Below are 15,049 nucleotides of genomic sequence, written 5' to 3' on the forward strand. Positions count from 1 at the left end.
GCAGAATTCACGAGTAAACCGGCAAAACTCACGAGTAAAACAGTAGAATTCACGAGTAAACCGGTAAAACTCACGAGTAAACTACTAACTGAGCTCCCTTTGATCAAATTCTTTGAAGGCTACGGGAATTGAGGGTATGAAAGATTGAAAGTTTAGTAACCCTAAATCAAGAAAACTTTTCTAATACGTTTGACAATTGGATTTATCGTGTTAATATAAAGGCAAATGAATTTAATATACAATTTGTACCACTAGGGGTGCTTTATAGGTAAAAGTTGATTTTTTACCCACAAAAGCTGAGATTGAAGTATGACTTTAAGACCCTTAGAACCTGATCTGGTTTATACCAGCGTAGGGAAGTGGGGTCTGGAACTATACATTTCTGTATTATTTCAAGTACAACCACTTTCTTTACGTTTAAGAAAGTGGTTTTTTGTTTGCAAAAAAAGGGGTGATAAGTGTTTTTTTTCTGTAACGTTCAATGAAAAAATACAATTTCGGAGGTAATGGACATGAAGTTTTCAGAGGAAATCCGTAAGGAAGTTGATCACATTTGGGAAGCTAGTTTTAATCATCCGTTCGTTGCAGGAATAGGAGATGGCACATTGCCATTGGAGTGTTTCCGTTTTTATGTCATGCAAGATGCCTATTATTTATCTCATTTTGCTAGAGTTCAAGCCTTAGGGGCAGTCAAGGCTACAGATTTACATACAACAAGCAGGCTTGCCGGCCATGCACAAGGAACATATGAAGCGGAGTTGAAGCTTCATGAGAATTTTTCCGAGAGATTAGGCATCACTAAAGAAGAACGGGAAAATTTCAAGCCTGCCCCGACTGCCTATGCTTATACTTCCCATATGTATCGTGCGGCTTATTCGGGACATTTAGGAGATGTTATTGCAGCTATCTTGCCGTGTTACTGGCTGTATTATGAGATAGGTGAAAAGCTGCAAGGGTGCATGCCCGAAGAGCCGATTTATCAAGAATGGATAGCGGCTTACGGAGGAGAGTGGTTCCGCACTTTGGTGGAAGAACAAATTGCGAGGCTGGATGAGATTGCTGAAAAAGTAACTGAAGAAGATAAGGCGAGAATGAAAGAGCATTTTATTCTCAGCAGCCAATATGAATACTCATTTTGGGAAATGGCTTATCGTTTAGAGACATGGCCCGTTCATAAGGAAACATTAGAAGTATAAAAGGAGAATGAAACAATGAAAAAAGGATTGAAATTAACGGATATATTAGTCACGATCGTGATTGCGGTAGCATTTGGAATCGTTTATATCCTTTGGGGTTCGATTTATTATTCCGTTAAACCATTAGGATTACATCTGGATCAACTTATTTATGGAATGTGGTTTATAGCTGGCCCTGTCGCCTTTTTCATTTTACGGAAACCGGGTGTGGCACTTTTGGCGGAGATAGCCGCAGCTTCCGGGGAATTCTTTCTAGGTTCCCCATGGGGGCTGACTGTACTGTTATATGGGGTGGTCCAAGGTTTGTTCGCGGAACTGGTGTTCATGGGGTTCAAATATAAAAAATTCAATATGCCGGTGGCCGTTTTAGCTGCGATGGCTTCCTGCCTGGCATCAGTTATCATGGATTTTGCATACGGGGAAATAGGTGCTCTTTCTACTTGGAATCTATCGTTATTCATGATAGCGAGGTTTGTGGGTTCCATATTCTTTGCAGGTGTGACCGCTTATTATTTAGTTAAAGTCCTGGAAGCAACAGGGGTAACTAATCTTGTGCGTCCGGTTTCCAATAAAGATTATGCAGAACTTGATTAAAAGAAGAGGTTGAGGGCCATGGAACCAATCGTTTCTGTTGAAAAGTTAAGAATGAAATTTCCCGGTGATGAATCTTTGATATTCAAGGATCTATCACTATCGTTTGATCAAGGAGAAAAAGTGCTATTGTTGGGACCATCAGGATGTGGTAAGTCCACTCTGTTGCAAGTGTTAAGCGGATTGATTCCGAATTCCATCGAAGTCCCGATGAAAGCGGAGAAATTGAAATGCCCTTCTTCATGGGGGTATGTTTTTCAAGATCCTGATAGCCAGTTTTGCATGCCATTTGCCGATGAGGAAATTGCCTTTGTCCTTGAGAATCTTTCCATCCCTAAAGAAGAAATGAAAGAGAAAATTGAAAATCAAATCCGTAATGTAGGATTGAACCTAGGGCACACAAGTATAGAAACATTATCAGGCGGGATGAAGCAGCGTCTGGCAATCGCTTCAGTATTGGCCCTTGAACCAGAAGTGCTATTTTTAGATGAACCGACAGCCATGCTTGATCCGGAAGGAACGAAAGAAATCTGGGACTTGTTGAAGGAAGTCGGAAAAGACAAAACGGTTATTATCGTCGAACATAAAATTGACCATGTTTTAGAATTCATCGAACGAATCGTGCTTTTAAACGATGACGGTCAAATCATAGCTGATGGTCCAAGAGACACCATTCTTTCCCTATATAAAAATGAAATGAGAGAACATGGAATTTGGTTCCCAGGTGTTTGGGATGAATATATACAGAAGTATGCACCCACTAGGGAACACCAATTTACAGATTGTTTACCTCTTATGGATGTGCAAGGATTTAGCGGTTTTCGGAATAAAGAGGAAAAAATCCAGGTTGAAGAGCTGAAGGTCCATTCAGGAGAATGGATTGTGATCAGGGGAGAAAATGGCGCGGGCAAGAGTACACTTTTGCATGCATTGATGCAGTTCATAAAAACGAAAGGTACGTATGAATTATTGGGGAACCCCATTAAAATGGTGAAAAATCCAACGGATCATATGACGTTTGTCTTTCAAAATCCTGAGTTTCAGTTCGTTGCAAATACTGTATATGAAGAGATTGCTTATTCATTGCGTATTGATAAAAGGCCGCAACAAGAAATAGATGAGAGAGTCCGCTCATTGCTTAAAGTGTTCCGCCTTGAGGCACATCGGGATAAACATCCGTTTCAATTATCAATGGGTCAAAAGCGTCGCTTAAGCGTAGCAGCATCAATCGTCATCGACAAAAAAATCATTCTCCTGGATGAGCCGACATTTGGCCAAGATTCGAAAAATACCTTTGCATTATTGGAATGGTTCGAGGAATATCGAAGGCGCGGAATAACCGTGATCATGGTAACTCATGACGAACATATTTCAAAAAACTTTGCAACCAGGATCTGGACGGTAAAGGGCGGAAACGTAATAAGTGATAAAAACATCGCGCAAGCCGGATTTGTCGAGACCAAAGTTAAAAGGAGTGTCATGTAGATGAATGTTTCAAACGCAGAAACATGGCTCCATGGAATTAATCCAAGCCTTAAACTTGGTGTACTGATTGTATTATGCATCGTGGCGTTATTCATTCATGACCTGAATTATATGATGAACATCACCATTGGCGTATTGATATTATTTTTGTTTTTTACCGGGCATTCGATAAAACGCATCCTGCTTTTGTCGATTCCCTTTTGTTTCATTTTTATATCCACCTCTTCTGCAATGATATTATTCGGGCAAGGTGAGACGCTTTGGTTTGAGTGGGGCCTCATATCGATTACGGAAGAAAGTTTCATGAGGGGATTACTGGTAGGCTTTCGAGCTTTGTTCTTTGCGGCCCTTGGTTTAACTTTTTCCTTAACGACGAGACCAGTGAACTTGTTTTATTCGTTAATGCAGCAAGTTAAGCTTAAACCGAAATATGCCTATAGTTTCATGGCGGCATTAAGGCTGATTCCCATCATGATGGAGGAGTTCCAAACGATACGAAACGCGATGAAGGTACGCGGTTTCGAAAGAGGAAAAGGGATAAGGTCGGTCTATTTTAAAATGAAAGCCTATTCCATCCCGTTGTTATCCGGAAGCATCAGACGTGCTCACCGAATCGCGGTTGCGATGGAGGCAAAGCGATTTACAGACACTCGGGATCGAACATACTATTATGAATTTGGTTTTTCAAAAATGGACCATGGTTTCATTCTGTATTTTATCATCCTGCTGTTGGCCGGCTTTTACCTATCGATTCAATTCCCGTTAGTATCTATTTGATTTTTATGGGATTGTAACTTTACTAGTTGGGGGTTCTAGTATGAATGCACATGAATTGCATATAATTTCCACTGGGAAACAGCCAATTGAAAAGTTTGTGGAAATCGCTTCAAACATTCAGGAACATGTTGATTTCTTTTATTTAAGGGAAAAGCATAGGAGTGCTTCGGAACTCTGTCGAGCAGTGAGGCTATTACATGATAATAAGATTCCGCTTTCTAAGATCATCATTAATGACCGGGTGGATGTAGCATGGGTACACAAAGCATTTGGTGTGCAATTGGCTTTTCATAGCTTAGATGCAGAAGTCGTAAAAGGAGCTTTTCCAGGGATGAATGTTGGCTGTTCGATCCATTCCATGGATGAAGCGAAAGCCGCATTCAGCAAAGGGGCCGATTACGCGATTTATGGACATGTTTTTGAAACGGCTTCAAAAATTGGCCTTCCTCCTAGGGGAGTTGAGGAGCTTCATGCAATCACAAGAAATGTCGATCTTCCGATAATTGCGATAGGAGGAATAACACCTTTCAATTGCCAAGACGTGCTGGATGCGGGGGCACACGGAATTGCGGTCATGTCAGGTGTGCTTGAAGCTGAAAATCCGATTGAAGCCGTTAAAGAATATGCGAAGTCTTTGGGAAAGGAGACATAATATGAAAACCATATATGATGCAATCATTGTTGGGGGAGGAGTAATAGGTGGATCCATTGCCTTTCAATTAGCCAAGCGAGGTAAGAAGGTTCTCTTATTGGAAAAAGACAGACTTGCCAGTAAAGCATCCAGTGCTGCAGCTGGGATGTTAGGAGCACAATCCGAGTTAGATCCTGATAATCCCCTTTTTACATTGGCAAGTCGAAGCAGGGCGATGTTTCCTGCACTGGCGGAAGAATTAAAAGACATAAGTGGAATAGACATCGAATTAGTGAATAAGGGCATGTATAAGGTGGCGCTATCGAGTGATCAAGTAGCCGAGTTGAAGAACATGATCAAAGTCCAGCAAAATGCCGGACTTGAGGCTGAATGGCTATCGACTGCCGAAATAAGGAAAACGGAACCGCTTTTATCGGATGAGATTAAAGGAGCCATGTTCATTCCGAATGATGGACAAGTTTCAGCCACAAGACTGTCGCTCGCTTTTACTGAATCTGCAGCTGCCCTTGGTGTGGATATAAAGGAATTTGTTCATGTCTCCGATTTGGTTACGGAAAACGGATGTGTAACGGGAGTTGTCACGGACATAGGTAGATTTTCAAGTGAAAATGTCATCGTGGCAGGTGGCGCTTGGAGTGCTTTCCTCCTAGAAAAATCAGGGATCATACTCGACAGTTATCCAGTAAAGGGAGAGTGCTTTTCCGTCCTGACCGATCGTCCATTGCTTGAAAAGACAATTTTCTCACATGGCTGCTATCTTGTGCCCAAAGTTGGCGGAAGAATCATTGTCGGGGCAACGGTTAAAGCGAACACTTTCGATCAAAAGGTAAGTCTTGAGGGGATTTCTACGTTAATAGAAAGAGCAACGCAATTGCTTCCGGCGATTAAAGGAACCGAATTGGAAAAGACATGGGCAGGTATACGCCCCCAAACTGGGGACGGCTTACCGTACTTCGGTGAACATCCGGCATGCAAAGGACTTTTCATTGCAACGGGGCACTATAGGAATGGCATCTTGCTTTCTCCAATTACAGGTGTACTTATAGCGGATATTTTGGAAAGGAAGGCAAATCCCGAATGGTCCCCTTTTCGATTGGACCGTTCGATACAGCCCCTTTTTTCTTGATGGAGGTGGATGAATTGGAATTGATTATTAACGGGGAAAAAATACGGATTCCTGCTGAAGAATCAACAGTTACAGGGCTTTTACAACACTTTAATCTACATCAAAAAGTAGTGATCGTTGAATTGAATGATGAAATATTAGCAAAAGAAAGTCTAAGTGAAACACTTTTGTCAAATGGAGACAAGGTAGAGATTGTACATTTTGTAGGAGGCGGATGATATGTTAAAGATTGGTTCTTATGAATTTTCTTCAAGATTATTATTAGGTACTGGGAAATATCCAAATTTCGATGTTCAAAAACAATCAGTGGAGGTTTCGGAGACGGAAATATTAACATTCGCGGTCCGGAGAATGAACATTTTTGAAGCCAGTCAGCCCAATTTTTTGGAAAAGCTTGATTTGAAGAAATACACACTCCTTCCCAATACGGCAGGAGCTAAAACAGCCAAAGAAGCAGTGCGCATAGCCCAGCTTGCAAAGGCATCTGGCTTATGTGACATGATTAAGGTTGAAGTCATTGGCTGTCAAAAAACACTGCTGCCTGACCCGATTGAAACATTGAAAGCTGCTGAAGAATTAGTGAAACTGGGATTCACCGTATTACCTTATACTTCGGATGATGTCTTGCTCGCTAAACGCCTGGAAGAAGTGGGGTGCCATGCAATCATGCCCGGAGCTTCACCAATTGGCTCTGGTCAAGGCATTATAAACCCACTGAACTTACGGTTCATCATGGAACAATCAGAGGTGCCGGTAATTGTTGATGCAGGGATTGGAACACCCTCTGATGCAGCGATCGCCATGGAATTGGGGGCGGATGGCGTATTGCTTAACACTGCTGTTTCCGGGGCGAAAGACCCAGTCAAAATGGCGAGAGCAATGAAACTTGCCATTGAGGCAGGGCGATTGGGGTATGAAGCAGGAAGAATCGAAAAAAATGATTACGCGATTGCAAGCAGCCCAGTTGAAGGATTGAGCATTGGATGAATGAGCGTTATTCACGTCAAGAACTTTTTGGTCCTATTGGGGAAGAAGGGCAAATGAAAATTCGCCAAAAACACGTTTTGGTGATTGGAGCGGGTGCTCTCGGTACGGGAACTGCGGAAGGCCTTGTTCGAGCCGGAATTGGGAAACTCACCATTGTTGACAGGGATTATGTAGAGTGGAGCAACCTTCAAAGACAACAGCTTTATTGTGAAGATGATGCACAAAAAAGAATACCGAAAGCAGTGGCAGCGAAGAATCGCCTGAATGCGCTAAATTCGGATGTAATCGTAAAATCACATGTGGCGGATGTTTCGGTTGATGAATTGGCGAAGCTTGTTGAAGGCGTGGATTTGATATTGGATGCCACTGATAATTTCGACACAAGGATGCTTATTAACGATACTGCACAAAAATATAAAATCCCCTGGATTTACGGTGCCTGTGTAGGGAGTTATGGGATAAGTTACACGGTGATCCCAGAGAAGACACCATGTTTGAATTGTTTGCTGGAAACGGTCCCGATTGGAGGACTGACTTGTGATACGGCGGGAATCATCAGTCCTGCCGTTCAAACGGTCGTTGCCCATCAAATGGCGGAAGCTTTAAAAATCCTTGTCGAAGATCACGAATCGCTGAGAAACAAAATCGTTTCATTTGATCTTTGGAAAAATGAACATTCATCGATAAATGTAGCGAAATTAAAAAAGGATACTTGTTTGTCATGTGGGTCAAATCGAACGTATCCCCACCTCTCTTATTCAAATCGAACAAAGACCGCCGTTTTATGCGGTAGGGATTCCGTCCAAATCCGGCCGGCAATGAGGGTTGAAAGAGACTTAGCGGAACTCGAAAATAATCTTATCGCACAAGGTGGTAAGATCGACAGGAATCCTTATTTACTTTCATTTACCATTGGAGCCCATCGGTTGGTCGTTTTTAAAAACGGGCGGGCGTTGATTCATGGAACAAAAGATATTGCAGAAGCAAAAACGTTATATCATCGTTATTTTGGCTGAAATGGAATGGCACCGACTTGCAATACACGTTTATACCCGTGAAAGAGTGCCAAAAAAAGATGCCCTTATAATAGGAAGGTATCGAACATTTTCCCAATGTGGCTTATTTGCTTCAGAAATATAAAACGAAAGCGGTGTCTGCCTTTTTGGGGCGGCACCGCTTTGTTATGGAACGATTATTTAAGCAGCTTACATATCATGACTGCTATTATGCTTCTGACGGGAGTGCTGCCTGTTTTTCACCTTATGAGAACCGCTTAACGGTGCTGGTTGACCTGGGTTATTTCCTTTAGGAGCATTTTTTCGCATATCTTTACCATCGTTTTTGTTCATGTTCGATCCCTCCTATCTCTTAAGATAATCAGTCCGTGAAATTTTATTCACATACATATATTTGCAAACCTCGTACATGCTATGGATGGACACCATATTTAAGGAGCTGAATCCAAATGCAGGATAAACAAGATAAGCGAAGGTCTTTTCAGGAAGCCCAGCAAAGTTATCAACAAGTATTTGATGTATACTCATCCATTGAGAAAAACGCACCGAATTACGGAACGGAATTGAAACATGTGAAGCAGGAAGTGAACGAGGCCTATCAACAAATACAATCTGCTTTAGTCACCGCTTCCGAACACCAGAAAGAACAATTGAAAAAATTCGAACAGGATATCCAGGCAATCGTCAATGAGGTCAATTCTGAGGACTATTGAGTGACTGGTTATTTCGTCATGAGTCCATGCGCATTAGTCTTGGGTTTTGCGCGTTTTACTTGTGCGTTAATTGATTTTAGAAAGGAATAGGCTTTTTGAAAAATGCAGGACATCTGCCATTTCAAAAAGCCTATCCTAATTTAAAGTCTAAAAATGAGGGGAATCATTGGTTTTTCTTTCTTTTTTTATTGTTTTGCCTTTGCATTTCCGATAATGGCGGTTCATTTCCCAGTTCATCATTGTATCCAGCCCCATTACCTTGCGCTTTTGCTGCATTCATACCTGGTATAACATGATTTGCCTTTTGTTTTGTCATTTCGACACCTCCACCCATAGAATGTGATAATGTCGAATGATTATGTATGAAGTGTCAATATGTTTTGATGGAATAATTTATCAGGCCGCAAATAGGGGGATTTTCAAGAAAATGCATATCAGCAAGTCTTCTTAAATGCACTTTAATATGTGGGGGATTTTTTTCTATAAGAGAAACTTATCAAAAACAATAACTTTCTTGTTATTTACTTATACTCATTTCTATATTAGTATTAAGTTGAAGGAAGAGTTAGGGTGGGAGAAGAGAGAGAAAATTCGACAAACTAACTTTTTTACTTATATTTATAGTAAACATGGTTTCAGTGAACCAGGTTTTACTTTCATGTGCAGAATACGTTCTGACAGTTTAATAGGGGGTAATATTCATGACGAAAAATGACGTATACCAAGCGCGTAAGTCCTTTGAAATTGATGGGCAACGCTACAACTACTACAGCCTAGACGCTATTGAAAAAGCAGGGGATGGCCAAGTATCACGCCTTCCATATTCCATTAAAGTATTACTTGAAGCGGTCCTTCGCCAAGTAGACGGAAGAGTAATCACAAAAGAACACGTTGCGAACCTTGCTAAATGGGGAACAAGCGAGCAACAAGATATAGATGTTCCGTTCAAGCCTTCACGTGTAATCCTACAAGATTTCACTGGTGTTCCAGTTGTTGTTGATTTAGCTTCTTTACGTAATGCTTTCGCGGCACTTGGTGGAGATCCTGACAAAATCAACCCGGAAATCCCGGTTGACCTTGTAATTGACCACTCTGTACAAGTTGATAAAGCAGGTACAATGGATTCCCTAGATGCCAATATGGATCTTGAATTCGAACGTAATGCAGAGCGTTACCAGTTCCTAAGCTGGGCTCAAAAATCATTCAACAACTATCGTGCAGTTCCACCGGCAACTGGTATCGTTCACCAAGTTAACCTAGAGTACCTTGCGAACGTGGTTCATGCTGTTGAAACTCCAAACGGAGACTTCGAAGTATTCCCTGATTCTGTTTTCGGTACAGATTCACATACTACAATGATCAACGGTATTGGTGTTCTTGGTTGGGGTGTCGGCGGTATCGAAGCAGAAGCAGGCATGCTTGGACAGCCATCTTACTTCCCAGTTCCAAAAGTCGTTGGTGTTAAACTGACTGGCCAACTTCCTAAAGGTACAACAGCTACTGACCTTGCATTGAAAGTAACACAAGTTCTTCGTGCACACGGCGTAGTTGGTAAATTTGTTGAGTTCTACGGCCCAGGAGTAGGATACCTTCCACTTGCTGACCGTGCAACAATCGCTAACATGGCTCCTGAATACGGTGCTACAGTTGGTTTCTTCCCTGTTGATGCAGAAGCGATCGATTACATGCGCTTAACAGGCCGTGATGAAAAACAAATTAAAGTGGTTGAATCATACTGCAAAGAAAATGGTTTGTTCTACTCTCCTGAAAACGAAGATCCAGCATACAATGATGTTGTGGAAATCAACCTTTCAGCAATTGAACCAAACCTTTCAGGCCCTAAACGCCCGCAAGATTTGATTCCACTTTCTCAAATGAAAAAATCTTTCCATGACGCGATCAATGCACCTATGGGCAACCAAGGTTTTGGCATGGACAATTCTGAATTGGATAAAGAAGTAACTGTTAAATTTGCCGATGGCAAAGAAACGGTAATGAAAACAGGTGCGATTGCAATTGCTGCAATCACGAGCTGTACGAACACTTCTAACCCGTACGTAATGCTTGGAGCGGGTCTTATTGCTAAAAAAGCAGTTGAGAAAGGCTTGACTGTTCCGGATTATGTAAAAACATCATTGGCACCAGGTTCTAAAGTTGTTACTGGTTACCTTCGTGATGCAGGTCTTCAACCATACCTTGATCAATTAGGATTCAACGTAGTTGGTTACGGCTGTACAACATGTATCGGTAACTCAGGTCCATTGGCTGACGAAATCGAAGCAGCTGTTGCTGAAGCTGATCTACTAGTAACTTCAGTACTTTCTGGTAACCGTAACTTTGAAGGTCGTATTCACCCACTAGTGAAAGCAAACTATCTTGCTTCACCTACTTTGGTTGTTGCATATGCACTTGCTGGTACTGTGGACTTCGATCTTAACAATGATTCTCTTGGTAAAGACAAAGATGGTAACGATGTATATCTTGCTGATATTTGGCCATCACAAGAAGAAGTTAACGCTGCTGTTAAAGCGACAGTTACACCGGAATTATTCCGTAAAGAATACGAAACAGTATTCAACGATAACAAACGTTGGAATGAAATCCAAACAAGCAACGAAGCGATTTATGCTTTCGATTCTAAATCGACTTACATTCAAAATCCTCCATTCTTTGAAGGATTATCACCAGAACCGGGTTCAGTTAACCCACTTTCCGGCTTGCGTGTAGTTGGTAAATTCGGCGACTCAGTAACAACTGACCATATTTCCCCTGCAGGTGCAATCGGTAAAGATACACCAGCTGGTATCTATCTTCGCGAAAACGGTGTGAAACCGCGTGACTTTAACTCTTACGGTTCTCGTCGTGGTAACCATGAAGCGATGATGCGCGGAACATTTGCAAACATCCGTATCCGTAACCAAGTTGCTCCAGGTACAGAAGGTGGTTACACTACTTACTGGCCAACAGGCGATGTAATGGCTATCTATGATGCTTGTATGAAATACAAAGCTGATGGTACAGGTCTTGCAGTAATCGCTGGTAAAGACTATGGTATGGGAAGCTCTCGTGACTGGGCTGCGAAAGGTACTAACCTTCTTGGCATCAAAACAGTCATCGCTGAAAGCTTTGAACGTATTCACCGTTCTAACCTTGCATTAATGGGTGTTCTTCCACTTCAATTCAAAGAAGGCGAAAACGCTGAAACGCTTGGATTGACTGGTAAAGAAGCGATCGCAGTTAAAATCGACGAAACGGTTAAACCGCGTGATATCGTAAAAGTTACAGCTACTGATGAAGCTGGAAACGTAAAAGAATTTGATGTACTTGTTCGTTTCGATTCCGAAATCGAAATCGACTACTACCGTCATGGTGGTATCCTTCAAATGGTATTACGTAATAAATTAAAAGGCTAATTTCAGCTTTTAGGAAGCGGTAAACCTATTATAGGTTTACCGCTTTTTTTGTGTCAGGTTTATGAAACAATGAGATATCATGATATGATTTATAGGAATTGCACTTTTCCGCATACCCTTTTATTGTTAAGATGGAATAGGGAAGTTGTTCTAATTCTGGAAATGGACTAATATTTTTATTGTAATGGGACTAGGAGGACGAGTATGCTTAAAAAAATTATTGCTTCGGTGGCCTTACTATCACTTATTACTGTAGCGATCGTGCAGGCGATGGATAATGAATCGAAGGGAAATGACGAAAAAGATGCTTTGGGCGGATTGAAAATTGGAGCTAAAGCACCGAATTTCTCCCTGAAAACTTTGGATGGTAAACAAGTTGAATTATCGGATTATGAGGGAAAAAAGGTAATGCTGAATTTTTGGGCAACGTGGTGCCCGCCTTGCAAGAAGGAAATGCCGGATATGGAGAAATACACACAACAGGCGGGTGATGATGTCGTCGTACTTGCAGTAAATATTGACCCTGAAAATGATGTACAAGCATTTGTGGATGATAATGGAATTACTTTTACCATACCGCTGGATAGTCAAAGTGCAAAAAATCCAGTGAATGAGCGCTACAAAATTCTTAGCATACCGACAACTTACTTCATCGACAAAAAAGGCATTATCAGGAATAAGGTAATTTCGGCCATGACCTTAAAAGATATGGAACGAAATATAAATAGTATGCAGTAGGGTAATCATATGAAGTTTGAAGTGATTTGCGACACACTCCTGCCGAAAACCCCGGTTTCTGAAAACAAGGAACGTTTTTATTACAAGACGGAACCTTATGAGGTTCCGTTTTTATGTATGTTAACAAAGTTGTCAAACTTTTATGGAAAAATCAAAAAAATTAAAAAATTATGGTTAAAGTTTATGAAAAAAGGGTTAAAGTAAGAGTGGAGATATGGAATTTTTATCGGATTAAAAATCTGATAATTATGACAATTAAAGGGATGGAAACCATATAGTCATAATTTTACGTTAATTTGGCAATGCTGAATTGTATATTAAAAATAAGTAGGTGAAAAGCATGAAAAAAAGAAAAAGGACATTTGAAGAATTAATTAAAGAAAATAAAAGGGAATTATTGATGGACGTTAAACAAATGGAAAGACTTGAAGAACGTCTTGAAAAAAAACATATGCAAAAGGCTGAATAGTCTTTGCTTAAAAAGAGTCAGTGCCATGAGTCCCTTCAAGGTGCTGGCTCTTTTTTCATAACTATTTCAAAAACTGGCATTCATGAATTTCCTCTTTTTTATCCATGATAAGAGAAGGAGGCGATAGAATGGGTAATCCAAAAAAAGATTCCAAACACTTTAGACCGAGCCATCAAGGAACACAGCCAATAGCAGCGGGCGGGAACAACGGTAAGAAAATGCAGGACAAATCAGGCAAACATGCTCAGGTCATTCAAACTAAAGGCGAGTAATCAAGGGACAAGGTTATAAAGTAATCGTAATAATATTATGTGAATAAATAATATGAGGTGAAAATAATGGGCACAAATAAGCACAATCCGGATAATCGTTTGGATAATGTTGAAAAAATTCAAGATGCAATAGAAAATACGGAAGAAAATATAATCGCTGCAAATGAAACGTTATCATTTTCTTCAGGGGAAGAAAAGCAGGCAATTCAGGATAAAAATGAACGAAGAAGAAAGAGCATTGATGGAATGAAGGAAGAAATGCAAGATGAGCAGGAAGCACGGGAAAACGGTTATAGTAACGATAATATGTAAACAACTAGGTAAAGGGGAGAAAGAGATGAGAAATCTTTCTCCCCTTTCATTTTAGGTTCAATGAAGGGAAACAGTCTATAAAGACAGCTTAAATGAAATTTGCACAATTGTTATGGTAAAATGTTTATTGCAAGAGAAATGAAAGTGGGGAAACAAAATGTTCATAGCTGAAAACGAAATTGAAGTGCGGTATGCAGAGACAGATCAAATGGGTGTTGTTTACCATGCGAATTATTTAATATGGATGGAACTAGGCAGGACAAAATTGATAAATGATTTAGGGTTTTATTATGCTGATATGGAAGCGGATGGCATCCTCTCACCTGTTATGGATATTCAAGCTTCGTATAAAACCCCTGTTAGATATGGTGATAAGGTGAAAATTAAAACCTGGATTGAAAAATATGACGGTTTACGCGTCGTTTATGGGTATGAGATCGTTAATGGGAAAAATGAAGTGGCGGCTACAGGTCATTCTTCCCACGTTTGCGTTAAAAAGGAGAGCTTCCGCCCAATATCCATTAAACGCATGTATCCTGAATGGCATGAGGCCTATGAGAAAAATAAAAAGCAGGATGAATTGGTTTAATTACAATTATTGAGGTGATCAAAAATGGCTTTTGGGATTAAACGGGTAGACATCGTAGCCTGGAAGCAGAAAATCGATCAAGGCCAAATAGCTTTTTTAACTCATTATTGGCTGGATGACCGATTTCCCGGTTGCAAGACGGTAACAAAAGTCGGATGCAAGGATTTAAGGCGTTTAGCGGAGTGGGGTAAGCAATACGGGCTAAAAAAAGAGTGGATTCATCACAGGAAGGATGGCTATTCTCATTTTGATCTTTTAGGGGATAAACAAGCGGAAATTCTTAGGGCGGAAGATATTGAAGAGCGTCTGCTCGATTGAACAAGAAAAAACAGCAGTTTACACCGCTGCTTTATTGTCAAGCACTCTTTTCATATTGAAATTCTGGTTCAGTCAGTTTTTCATTAAAAGTAATAAGTAAATCGTGGCCATCAAAGTACCATAAATCTTTTTCTTCTACATAAAAATTAATCTCGTTCATAGTCGTTGCGGCCGCTGCATTTTCCGGTTCTTCTTGCATGATACCTAATGAAAAGCCGCTTTGGACGGTACTATGCCCGCCATATCTTACATAAAAGCGCAAATGAGAGCCTTCTTGAAGCCCCAGTTCATCAATATACCACTTAGCTGCTTGATCGGAAATGGTCAGTTTCATACTCATTCTCCTTCCTAGAGGTTCGTTATTTAAGTATAAAGTAATTATACGGTAGATGCGA

General features: G+C 40.7%; 20 protein-coding genes and 1 riboswitch. Of the genes, 17 read left to right on the forward strand and 3 right to left on the reverse strand.

Annotated features, from left to right (window positions below; genetic code table 11):
- Positions 1-243: 243 nt before the first annotated feature.
- Positions 244-375: riboswitch (TPP riboswitch) on the forward strand.
- Positions 376-512: 137 nt separating this feature from the next.
- The 9 genes from tenA to AC0VX1_RS11485 are packed head-to-tail and all read left to right on the forward strand — an operon-like array spanning position 513 to position 7,830.
- Positions 513-1,196 carry a thiaminase II gene (gene tenA, locus AC0VX1_RS11445; RefSeq protein WP_034312447.1) on the forward strand — a complete coding sequence of 228 codons (684 nt, stop codon included), beginning with the start codon at positions 513-515 and terminating at the stop codon, positions 1,194-1,196.
- A 15-nt stretch (positions 1,197-1,211) separates the two neighbouring features.
- Positions 1,212-1,790: an ECF transporter S component gene (locus AC0VX1_RS11450; RefSeq protein WP_034312445.1), complete on the forward strand. Its 579-nt coding sequence runs from the start codon at positions 1,212-1,214 to the stop codon at positions 1,788-1,790.
- Between the two features lie 18 nt (positions 1,791-1,808).
- Positions 1,809-3,272, forward strand: a complete 1,464-nt coding sequence (locus AC0VX1_RS11455; RefSeq protein ID WP_475471301.1) for an ABC transporter ATP-binding protein — start codon at positions 1,809-1,811, stop codon at positions 3,270-3,272.
- Positions 3,273-4,049, forward strand: a complete 777-nt coding sequence (locus tag AC0VX1_RS11460) for an energy-coupling factor transporter transmembrane component T family protein (RefSeq protein WP_057275908.1) — start codon at positions 3,273-3,275, stop codon at positions 4,047-4,049.
- Between the two features lie 40 nt (positions 4,050-4,089).
- On the forward strand, positions 4,090-4,701 hold the full coding sequence (gene tenI, locus AC0VX1_RS11465) for a thiazole tautomerase TenI (protein WP_413021029.1): 612 nt from the start codon (positions 4,090-4,092) through the stop codon (positions 4,699-4,701).
- Position 4,702: 1 nt separating this feature from the next.
- Complete coding sequence (gene thiO / locus AC0VX1_RS11470; protein WP_413021030.1) at positions 4,703-5,827, forward strand: glycine oxidase ThiO; 1,125 nt, start codon at positions 4,703-4,705, stop codon at positions 5,825-5,827.
- Positions 5,828-5,841: 14 nt separating this feature from the next.
- A complete protein-coding gene (gene thiS, locus AC0VX1_RS11475; RefSeq protein WP_034312438.1) occupies positions 5,842-6,045 on the forward strand; it encodes a sulfur carrier protein ThiS in 204 nt (67 codons plus the stop codon).
- Position 6,046: 1 nt separating this feature from the next.
- Positions 6,047-6,814, forward strand: a complete 768-nt coding sequence (locus AC0VX1_RS11480; RefSeq protein WP_034312435.1) for a thiazole synthase — start codon at positions 6,047-6,049, stop codon at positions 6,812-6,814.
- Complete coding sequence (locus AC0VX1_RS11485) at positions 6,811-7,830, forward strand: thiazole biosynthesis adenylyltransferase ThiF (RefSeq protein WP_475471305.1); 1,020 nt, start codon at positions 6,811-6,813, stop codon at positions 7,828-7,830. The genes AC0VX1_RS11480 and AC0VX1_RS11485 overlap by 4 nt, the downstream gene beginning before the upstream one ends.
- Before the next feature lie 189 nt (positions 7,831-8,019).
- On the opposite strand, the gene AC0VX1_RS11490 is transcribed toward AC0VX1_RS11485, so the two are convergent.
- Positions 8,020-8,163 carry a small acid-soluble spore protein P gene (locus tag AC0VX1_RS11490; protein WP_063576391.1) on the reverse strand — a complete coding sequence of 48 codons (144 nt, stop codon included), beginning with the start codon at positions 8,161-8,163 and terminating at the stop codon, positions 8,020-8,022.
- Positions 8,164-8,279: 116 nt separating this feature from the next.
- Between AC0VX1_RS11490 and AC0VX1_RS11495 the strand changes: the two genes are divergently transcribed.
- Complete coding sequence (locus AC0VX1_RS11495; RefSeq protein WP_034312430.1) at positions 8,280-8,543, forward strand: hypothetical protein; 264 nt, start codon at positions 8,280-8,282, stop codon at positions 8,541-8,543.
- A gap of 163 nt (positions 8,544-8,706) precedes the next feature.
- Here AC0VX1_RS11495 and sspO read toward each other — a convergent pair whose 3' ends face one another.
- A complete protein-coding gene (gene sspO / locus AC0VX1_RS11500) occupies positions 8,707-8,859 on the reverse strand; it encodes a small acid-soluble spore protein O (RefSeq protein ID WP_034312428.1) in 153 nt (50 codons plus the stop codon).
- A gap of 385 nt (positions 8,860-9,244) precedes the next feature.
- Here sspO and acnA point away from each other — a divergent pair, with 385 nt between their 5' ends.
- The 7 genes from acnA to AC0VX1_RS11535 all read left to right on the forward strand — a co-directional run bounded on the left by acnA (position 9,245) and on the right by AC0VX1_RS11535 (position 14,654).
- Entirely contained in the window at positions 9,245-11,956 is a 2,712-nt protein-coding gene (gene acnA, locus AC0VX1_RS11505; RefSeq protein WP_475471308.1) for an aconitate hydratase AcnA, read from the forward strand.
- 204 nt (positions 11,957-12,160) lie between these two features.
- Positions 12,161-12,694: a redoxin domain-containing protein gene (locus AC0VX1_RS11510; RefSeq protein WP_475471309.1), complete on the forward strand. Its 534-nt coding sequence runs from the start codon at positions 12,161-12,163 to the stop codon at positions 12,692-12,694.
- A gap of 340 nt (positions 12,695-13,034) precedes the next feature.
- Positions 13,035-13,163, forward strand: a complete 129-nt coding sequence (locus AC0VX1_RS11515; protein ID WP_072272906.1) for an FbpB family small basic protein — start codon at positions 13,035-13,037, stop codon at positions 13,161-13,163.
- A gap of 128 nt (positions 13,164-13,291) precedes the next feature.
- Positions 13,292-13,435 (forward strand): acid-soluble spore protein N, encoded by a 144-nt coding sequence (locus tag AC0VX1_RS11520; RefSeq protein WP_048678620.1) that lies wholly within the window; start codon positions 13,292-13,294, stop codon positions 13,433-13,435.
- 66 nt (positions 13,436-13,501) lie between these two features.
- A complete protein-coding gene (tlp, locus tag AC0VX1_RS11525) occupies positions 13,502-13,747 on the forward strand; it encodes a small acid-soluble spore protein Tlp (RefSeq protein WP_063591297.1) in 246 nt (81 codons plus the stop codon).
- Between the two features lie 157 nt (positions 13,748-13,904).
- Entirely contained in the window at positions 13,905-14,336 is a 432-nt protein-coding gene (locus AC0VX1_RS11530) for an acyl-CoA thioesterase (RefSeq protein WP_034312417.1), read from the forward strand.
- 24 nt (positions 14,337-14,360) lie between these two features.
- A complete protein-coding gene (locus AC0VX1_RS11535; protein WP_034312413.1) occupies positions 14,361-14,654 on the forward strand; it encodes a hypothetical protein in 294 nt (97 codons plus the stop codon).
- A 37-nt stretch (positions 14,655-14,691) separates the two neighbouring features.
- On the opposite strand, the gene AC0VX1_RS11540 is transcribed toward AC0VX1_RS11535, so the two are convergent.
- On the reverse strand, positions 14,692-14,988 hold the full coding sequence (locus AC0VX1_RS11540; RefSeq protein ID WP_034312410.1) for a HesB/YadR/YfhF family protein: 297 nt from the start codon (positions 14,986-14,988) through the stop codon (positions 14,692-14,694).
- Positions 14,989-15,049: the final 61 nt, after the last annotated feature.

It is taken from the genome of Peribacillus sp. QJM3NY_7 (assembly GCF_056173225.1).

Coding starts and splice junctions, on each gene's coding strand:
- tenA (WP_034312447.1), top strand. CDS start 513: ATGAAGTTTTCAGAGGAAATCCGTAAGGAAGTTGATCACATTTGGGAA.
- AC0VX1_RS11450 (WP_034312445.1), top strand. CDS start 1,212: ATGAAAAAAGGATTGAAATTAACGGATATATTAGTCACGATCGTGATT.
- AC0VX1_RS11455 (WP_475471301.1), top strand. CDS start 1,809: ATGGAACCAATCGTTTCTGTTGAAAAGTTAAGAATGAAATTTCCCGGT.
- AC0VX1_RS11460 (WP_057275908.1), top strand. CDS start 3,273: ATGAATGTTTCAAACGCAGAAACATGGCTCCATGGAATTAATCCAAGC.
- tenI (WP_413021029.1), top strand. CDS start 4,090: ATGAATGCACATGAATTGCATATAATTTCCACTGGGAAACAGCCAATT.
- thiO (WP_413021030.1), top strand. CDS start 4,703: ATGAAAACCATATATGATGCAATCATTGTTGGGGGAGGAGTAATAGGT.
- AC0VX1_RS11480 (WP_034312435.1), top strand. CDS start 6,047: ATGTTAAAGATTGGTTCTTATGAATTTTCTTCAAGATTATTATTAGGT.
- AC0VX1_RS11485 (WP_475471305.1), top strand. CDS start 6,811: ATGAATGAGCGTTATTCACGTCAAGAACTTTTTGGTCCTATTGGGGAA.
- AC0VX1_RS11490 (WP_063576391.1), bottom strand. CDS start 8,163: ATGAACAAAAACGATGGTAAAGATATGCGAAAAAATGCTCCTAAAGGA.
- AC0VX1_RS11495 (WP_034312430.1), top strand. CDS start 8,280: ATGCAGGATAAACAAGATAAGCGAAGGTCTTTTCAGGAAGCCCAGCAA.
- sspO (WP_034312428.1), bottom strand. CDS start 8,859: ATGACAAAACAAAAGGCAAATCATGTTATACCAGGTATGAATGCAGCA.
- acnA (WP_475471308.1), top strand. CDS start 9,245: ATGACGAAAAATGACGTATACCAAGCGCGTAAGTCCTTTGAAATTGAT.
- AC0VX1_RS11510 (WP_475471309.1), top strand. CDS start 12,161: ATGCTTAAAAAAATTATTGCTTCGGTGGCCTTACTATCACTTATTACT.
- AC0VX1_RS11515 (WP_072272906.1), top strand. CDS start 13,035: ATGAAAAAAAGAAAAAGGACATTTGAAGAATTAATTAAAGAAAATAAA.
- AC0VX1_RS11520 (WP_048678620.1), top strand. CDS start 13,292: ATGGGTAATCCAAAAAAAGATTCCAAACACTTTAGACCGAGCCATCAA.
- tlp (WP_063591297.1), top strand. CDS start 13,502: ATGGGCACAAATAAGCACAATCCGGATAATCGTTTGGATAATGTTGAA.
- AC0VX1_RS11530 (WP_034312417.1), top strand. CDS start 13,905: ATGTTCATAGCTGAAAACGAAATTGAAGTGCGGTATGCAGAGACAGAT.
- AC0VX1_RS11535 (WP_034312413.1), top strand. CDS start 14,361: ATGGCTTTTGGGATTAAACGGGTAGACATCGTAGCCTGGAAGCAGAAA.
- AC0VX1_RS11540 (WP_034312410.1), bottom strand. CDS start 14,988: ATGAAACTGACCATTTCCGATCAAGCAGCTAAGTGGTATATTGATGAA.